The sequence below is a fragment of the Micromonospora sp. S4605 genome, from assembly GCF_003176715.1.
GTDB classification, from domain to species: domain Bacteria; phylum Actinomycetota; class Actinomycetes; order Mycobacteriales; family Micromonosporaceae; genus Micromonospora; species Micromonospora echinaurantiaca.
The window spans coordinates 1-6,556 of record NZ_QGSW01000409.1 but is presented as its reverse complement, the minus strand read 5'-3'; the positions used below and the strand labels follow the sequence as shown (position 1 = coordinate 6,556).

Below are 6,556 nucleotides of genomic sequence, written 5' to 3'. Positions count from 1 at the left end.
GGATGGCCCGGCGGGCCCGGCGGGTGGCAGCTGCCCCGCCGGCGCAGGCGTGGCCGGTGCCGGGCCGCTGGCGGACGTACCGCCGAACGAGCCCGAGCGGTCCGCGGCCGCCGGCGGCGTCGGAGCGGCCGGGCCGGCGCCGGAGACCGGTTCGACGGCCAGCGGCGGGGTGACGGTGGGCGAAGGGCCGGCGACCGCCCACGGCGGGCGGGCCGAGACCGGGATCGACGCCAACGTGGCGTCCCGGGTCTCGGCGGCGGCCTCGGCGAGCGCCGCCGCGCTCGGGTACCGGTCGCCCGGTCGCTTCGCCATCGCCCGCTCCACCAGCGCGACCACCGCCGGCGGGGTGCCCGGCGGCAGCGGTGCCGGCTCGTCCTGCTGGTGCCGCAGGGCCACCTGCAACGGGTTCTCGCCCTCGAACGGCGGTCGCCCGGCGAGGCAGAAGTACGCCACCGCCCCGAGGGCGTAGACGTCGGTCACCGGCGAGACCGGCTGACCGGTGGCCTGCTCCGGCGACATGTACGTGGCGGTGCCGAGCATCGTGTGGGCGGCGGTGATCCCGGCCGTGCTGCCCGAGCGGGCGATGCCGAAGTCGACCAGCACCACCCGGCCGTCGGGCTTGACCAGCAGGTTGCCCGGCTTGACGTCCCGGTGCACGATGCCGGCCAGGTGCGCGGCGTGCAGCGCCTCGGCGGCCTGCGCCACCACCGACATGGTCGAGGCGGCGTCCAGCCGGCCGGCCCGCCGGATCCAGGTGCCCAGCGGCTCCCCGGCGACGTACTCCATCACCAGGTAGTCGACCTCGCTGCCGTCGGCGAGGGTCGCGCGCCCGACGTCGTGCACCGCCACCACGCCGGGGTGCCGCAGCGCCGCCAGCATCCGTGCCTCGGCCCGGAACCGGGTGGTGAACTCGGGATCGGCGGTCAGCGCCGGCAGCAGCACCTTCACCGCCACCTCGCGTTCGAGGAGGAGGTCGGTGCACCGCCAGACCGCCCCCATGCCGCCGGTGGCCACCCGTTCGCCCAGCCGGTACCGCTCGCTGAGCACCACGCCTTGAGTCAGCACCGGGCCACGGTACCGGCCGGCTCCGTCAGCCTGGATCAAGCCCCGGCCCCGGTCCGCGGGACGAGCGAGCGACCGCCGTCGGCCCGGCCGACTACGCTGGCGAGGGTTCGTCCCACGGGACATCAGCGGCGAGGGGAGACGCGGCATGGCGTGGAGCTGGCGGTACGAGGGCACGAACGGCGAGTCGGTCGAGGGGCCGGCGGAGTCGTTCGGCAGCCAGGCGGATGCCGAATCCTGGATCGGCCAGACCTGGCGCGAGCTCGCGGCGTCCGGCGTCACCTCGGTCGCGCTCGTCGAGGACGACCGGGTGGAATACCGGATGAGCCTGCTGCCCGCGGCGGAGTGATGGGTTCCGACCGCCCGGGGTCGCTGGTGCTCGGCATGCCCCGGGCGGCGTTCCGGCCCAGCCCGGTCTTCCTCGCCCTGGTGGCGCTCTTCGTCACCAGCGGGGTGTTGACCTGGCAGCGGTTCGGCAACGTCCGGTTCGACGTCTTCCTCTTCGTCGTCTCCGGCTGGCTGGTCTCGCTCTGCCTGCACGAGTACGCCCACGCGGTGGTGGCCTACCGGGCCGGCGACCGGGGCGTGGCGCACCGCGGCTACCTCACCTTGAACCCGCTGAAGTACAGCCACCCCCTGCTGTCCATCGCGCTGCCGGTGCTGGTGGTGCTGCTCGGCGGGATCGGGCTGCCCGGCGGGGCGGTCTGGGTGGACCGGCACGAGATCCCCGGGCGGCTGCGGCACACCCTGGTCAGCCTCGCCGGGCCGGCCACCAACGTGCTGTTCACCCTGGTGCTGGTGGTGGTGCTGCGGCTGGGCGCCGGCGCCGGCGGGCCGGTGGAGTTCTGGGCCGCCGTGGCGCTGCTGGCCTTCCTCCAGCTCACCGCGAGCGTGCTGAACCTGCTCCCGGTGCCGGGCCTGGACGGCGGCAACATGATCCAGCCCTGGTTGAACCCGCAGTGGCGCCGGATGTACGACCTGTTCGCCCCGTACGGCTTCATCCTGCTGTTCGCGCTGCTGTGGAACCCGCGGATCAGCGGCTGGTTCTTCGACCTGGTCTTCGGCGTGGGCGACCTGCTCGGGCTGCCGCCCTGGCTCTACGCCACCGGGCTGGACCTGATCCGCTTCTGGCAGGGCTGATCGCCCGTACCCGACCGGCCCGGCCGGCTCCCGTCAGCGGGGTGCCGGCCGGGCCGGAACGGGTCACGGCCGCTGCGCGGGGCTCTCGGTCCGGGCCGGGTCGCGCTCGACGATCGGGTCGATGATCTCGTCGATCGCCTTGAGCAGGTCGGCGTCGAGCTTCACCCCGGCCGCCTTGACGTTGTCGTGCACCTGCTCCGGGCGGGACGCGCCGACGATCGCCGAGGAGACGTTCGGGTTCTGCAGCACCCAGGCGATGGCGAGCTGGGCCATGCTGAGCCCGGCCTGCTCGGCCAGCGGCTTGAGCCGCTGCACCCGGGTGAGCACGTCGTCGGTCAGGAACTTGGCGATGAAGCCCGCGCCGGACTTCTCGTCGGTGGCCCGGGAGCCGGCCGGCGGCGGCTGACCCGGCAGGTACTTGCCGGAGAGCACGCCCTGCGCGATCGGCGACCAGACGATCTGCCCGACGCCCAGCTCCTCGCTGGTGGGGACGACCTCGGACTCGATGACCCGCCAGAGCATCGAGTACTGCGGCTGGTTGGAGACCAGCGGGATGCGCAGCTCACGGGCGAGCTGGTGAGCCTCGCGGATCTGCGACGCCTTCCACTCGGAGACGCCGATGTAGAGCGCCTTGCCGGAGTGCACGACGTCGGCGAACGCCTCCATCGTCTCCTCCAGCGGGGTGCTGTAGTCGTACCGGTGGGCCTGGTAGAGGTCCACGTAGTCGGTGCGCAGCCGGCGCAGCGAGCCGTTGATCGACTCCATGATGTGCTTGCGGGACAGGCCGCGGTCGTTGCGGCCCGGCCCGGTGGGCCAGTACACCTTGGTGAAGATCTCCAGGCCCTCGCGCCGCTCGCCCTCCAGCGCGCGGCCGAGCACGTCCTCGGCCCGGGTGCCGGCGTAGACGTCGGCGGTGTCGAACGTGGTGATGCCGGCGTCCAGGGCGGCCCGGACGCAGGCGAACGCCGCGTCCTCCTCGACCTGCGAGCCGTGGGTGATCCAGTTGCCGTACGAGATCTCGCTGACCATCAGGCCGGAACGGCCCAGGTGTCGGAATTCCATGTCTCGACCCTAGTCCCGGCCGCCGGGCGGCCGCCCGGCGCCCGACCCGGCGTCCTCAGGTGGGCAGCAGGACATCCCGCATCCGCGCGGCGAGCCACCGCCGGAAGGTGTCCTCGGGCCAGCCGCAGTGCAGCACCAGGGCCGCGTAGTGCGCCGGATCGTTGTAGAACCACAGCTCGTCGACCGCCCGCTCGACGTCGGCGCCCTGGCGGAGCGGGCCGAAGGTGCGGACCTGCTCGACCACCATCCGGGCGCCGGCCCGCCGGTTGCGCAGCAGGGTCTCCCACACCTCGGCCACCTCGGGGGTCTCGTCGGCCGCGCGGCGTACGGCCTCGAAGACCCGCGCGGCGCGTCCGCCGATCAGCGTGCACACCCGGGCGTAGCCGTCGAGCACCTCGCCCTGGCCGCCGGCGTCCCACACCGGCCGGAACCAGGGTCGCTGTGCCACCGGCACCGGCTCGTCGTCACCGGCCAGCGCCTGGTCGAGCACCTGGCTCAGCAGCGCCGGCTTGGAACCGAAGGCGGCGAACACCGTGGGCCGGGCCACGCCGGCGGCGGCGGCCACGTCGGCCAGCGAGGTCGCCGCGTAGCCACGGGCCACGAAGAGTTCGGTGGCGGCCGCTATCACCGCCTGGCGGGTACGCCGAGCGCCTTCCTCCCGGACCCGGGACCGGTACGGCCGGGTCGGTTTTTTTCCGTCCTTGACGTCGCCCATGACGGCGCGATACTAACAATGTATTCACTAGACCAACGACTATCCAATATCGCGCCGTCTGACGAAGGTGGTGCCGACATCGCGCCGCTGCTTCGGCGTGGGCGGTGTCGCGCCGTCTGCTCCGGGCGGCGCCGACCGGAGGAGGCGGCATGTCCGTCGGCCCGTACCTGCGCCGTCCCGACGAGGGGGAGGCGTACTGGTTCCTCGGCAACCTGGTCACGATCAAGGCCGCGGGCGCGCAGACCCGGGACCAGTTGACCGTGGCCGAATTCGTCAACCCGCCGGGCTTCGCCCCGCCGCTGCACCGGCACCAGTTGGAGGACGAGATGTTCTACGTCCTCTCCGGCGCCGCCCGGTTCCACTGCGCCGACCAGACCTTCCAGGCCGGACCGGGCGACTTCGTGCTGCTGCCGGTCGGCCTGGCCCACACCTTCACGGTCGGGCCGGACGAGCCGCTGCGGGCGCTCCAACTCACCACCCCCGGCGGATTCGAGCGGTTCGCCGCGGCGGCCGGCGTGCCGGCACCCGAGCTGCGGCTGCCCGATCCGCTGCCGATCGATCCGGCCGCGCTCGGGCACGCCGCCGCGCGCAACGGCATCGAACTGCTGGGACCCCCGCCGGGGCGGTGAGATGTGCGCGGGCGGCGGCGCGCGCCGCCGGGTGGCCGGGTCAGATCACCGGGTTGGTGTCGGTGAGCAGCCGCTCGATCTCCGCGACCACTTCCTCGCGGTCCCGGTGCACCGGGTCGATGAGCAGCTCACCGCGCCGGTCGAGCGCGCCCCACCGACCGGCGGCGGTGGCCACCAGGAACGCGACCGGGTGGATGACCAGCGCCGGGTGGGCCGGCGGCACGATCACCCGCCCGGTCCGGTCGACCACGCCGCGCCGGCCCGCCACGTCCACCACGGCCAGCCCCTCGTCGGTGAAGTCGTCGACCTGGCGGCCGTCGGAGAGCGTCGTGGCGAATCCGTGGTACCGGGTCGGCAGCACGATCTGGCCGGTCTTGTCCACCGCGCCCCAGCCCTCCCGGCGGACCGCGGCCACCCCGCGCCGGAACGGGCGTACGTCGGCGAAGCCGGGCGGGATCGCCACGTCACCGTTGGGGCGGATGGCCAGCCAGCCGGCGCCCCGGTCGCGGAGCACCCAGGCCAGGCCGTCGGAGAAGGACCGCACGGCGAGGTACGCCGGTTCGATCACCGTCGTGCCGGTGAGCGCGATCAGCGACCAGCGGTCGGTGTCCGGCCGGCGTACCCAGGCGAGCCCCTCGCGGAACGGCTGCGCCTCCGCGTACCGGGCGGGGATCACCAGGTCGCCGTCCGGGTCGGCGTAGCCCCAGAGGGTGTCGTCGCGGGCGGGCACCGGGGGCCGCACGCGGTCCAGCAGGTCGTCGCGGGTGCGGGGGTACGGCCCGAAGCCGTGCTCCGCGGCCCGGTCGGCGACCGCGTCCAGCGCCGTCCGGATCCGGGCCAGCAGGTCGGCGTCGGTGGCGCCGCGCAGGTCCAGCGCCCGCTCGAAGTGCTGGCTCGCCTCCATCAACCGGCCCTGGTCGTACGCGGACCGCCCGGCGTGCTCGTGCAGGGCCGCGCGCAGCCGGTCGGGCAGTTCGGGCGAGTTGGCCTCGGCGAGGAGCCGGTCGGCTTCCGCGTGGTCGCCCCGCCAGCGCAGTACGTGCGCCAGCCGGGCCTGGGCCAGCGCGATCCGCCGCAGCTCGCCGGTGGCCTCCGCGTACGTCAGGGCGAGCCGACCGTCGGCGAGCGCGTCGTCCAGCTCGCCGAGGGCCCGCGACACCACCGCGCGCAGGCTGAGCAGCCGGGCTCGGGACCGGTTGTCGACCGTGGTGCCCAGCTTCTCGGTCAGGCCCCGCCGGATAGTCCGCAGTTCGTCCGGGTCGTCCACCACCTCGCGCAGGGTGACCGGGTCGAGCCGCCACCGGTAGCTGGCGAGCGCCTGCTCGGGGTCACCCTGCGCTTCGGACGCCCGCCCCGCGGCCGGGTCGGATCCGTCGGGCCGCGACCCGGTTCCGGCCGGCGGAGCCGAGACGGGCGCCTCCGGCGTCGCGGAGCCGGGCGCGGCCGGTGGGGCCGAGACGGGTGCTCCTGGCGGGCTCGACACGGGTGCGGCCGGCGTCGCGGAGCCGGGCGCGGCCGGTGGGGTGGAGACGGGTGCGGCCGGTGGCCCGGAGACGGGTGTGCCGGGCGGAGCCGAGACGGGCACGGCCGGTGGCCCGGAGACGGGTGCGGCTGGTGGCCCGGAGACGGGCGGGGCCGGCGGTGAGGATACGGGTGCCGCGGGCCGGACCGGTTCGGGTGTCACGGCCGTGTCGGGTGTCGCCGCCGTGTCGGGTGTCCCGGGCGGGGCGGAGGCCGGGACAGCAGGCGCGCCGGAGGTGGGCGCGGTGGCCGGCGTGGACACCGACGCGTCGGCCGGAGCGGAGAAGACCGCTGCGGATGGCGGTGACGCCAGCTGCGCCGGCACGGGTGGGGCCGAGAGGGGTGCGGCAGGCGGGCCGGAGTCCGGCGCGCCGGGCGGTGCGGGTGCGCCGTGCGGCGCGGACACGGGCATGGCCGGCGGGGCCGG

Annotated in this window: 7 protein-coding genes; 3 read left to right on the top strand and 4 right to left on the bottom strand. The window is 75.0% G+C overall.

The window, feature by feature from the left end:
- The coding region (locus tag DLJ47_RS32435) for a serine/threonine-protein kinase (protein WP_199236091.1) at positions 1–1,065 on the bottom strand (1,065 nt) is incomplete at its 3' end.
- Positions 1,066–1,210: 145 nt separating this feature from the next.
- Between DLJ47_RS32435 and DLJ47_RS32430 the strand changes: the two genes are divergently transcribed.
- Together DLJ47_RS32430 and DLJ47_RS32425 are read left to right on the top strand one after the other, a co-directional pair.
- The gene (locus tag DLJ47_RS32430; protein ID WP_088992660.1) at positions 1,211–1,411 is read left to right on the top strand and encodes a hypothetical protein; all 201 of its coding nucleotides are present in this window, start codon (positions 1,211–1,213) and stop codon (positions 1,409–1,411) included.
- Positions 1,411–2,202 (top strand): site-2 protease family protein, encoded by a 792-nt coding sequence (locus DLJ47_RS32425; RefSeq protein WP_109905793.1) that lies wholly within the window; start codon positions 1,411–1,413, stop codon positions 2,200–2,202. The genes DLJ47_RS32430 and DLJ47_RS32425 overlap by 1 nt, the downstream gene beginning before the upstream one ends.
- A 63-nt stretch (positions 2,203–2,265) precedes the next feature.
- Here DLJ47_RS32425 and DLJ47_RS32420 read toward each other — a convergent pair whose 3' ends face one another.
- Positions 2,266–3,264: an aldo/keto reductase family protein gene (locus tag DLJ47_RS32420; protein WP_109905791.1), complete on the bottom strand. Its 999-nt coding sequence runs from the start codon at positions 3,262–3,264 to the stop codon at positions 2,266–2,268.
- A 55-nt stretch (positions 3,265–3,319) separates the two neighbouring features.
- A complete protein-coding gene (locus DLJ47_RS32415; RefSeq protein ID WP_109905789.1) occupies positions 3,320–3,979 on the bottom strand; it encodes a TetR/AcrR family transcriptional regulator in 660 nt (219 codons plus the stop codon).
- Between the two features lie 149 nt (positions 3,980–4,128).
- On the opposite strand from DLJ47_RS32415, the gene DLJ47_RS32410 reads away from it, so the two are divergent.
- Positions 4,129–4,608 (top strand): quercetin 2,3-dioxygenase, encoded by a 480-nt coding sequence (locus DLJ47_RS32410; RefSeq protein WP_109905787.1) that lies wholly within the window; start codon positions 4,129–4,131, stop codon positions 4,606–4,608.
- Positions 4,609–4,648: 40 nt separating this feature from the next.
- Here DLJ47_RS32410 and DLJ47_RS32405 read toward each other — a convergent pair.
- The coding region (locus DLJ47_RS32405; RefSeq protein WP_446723634.1) for a WG repeat-containing protein at positions 4,649–6,556 on the bottom strand (1,908 nt) is incomplete at its 5' end.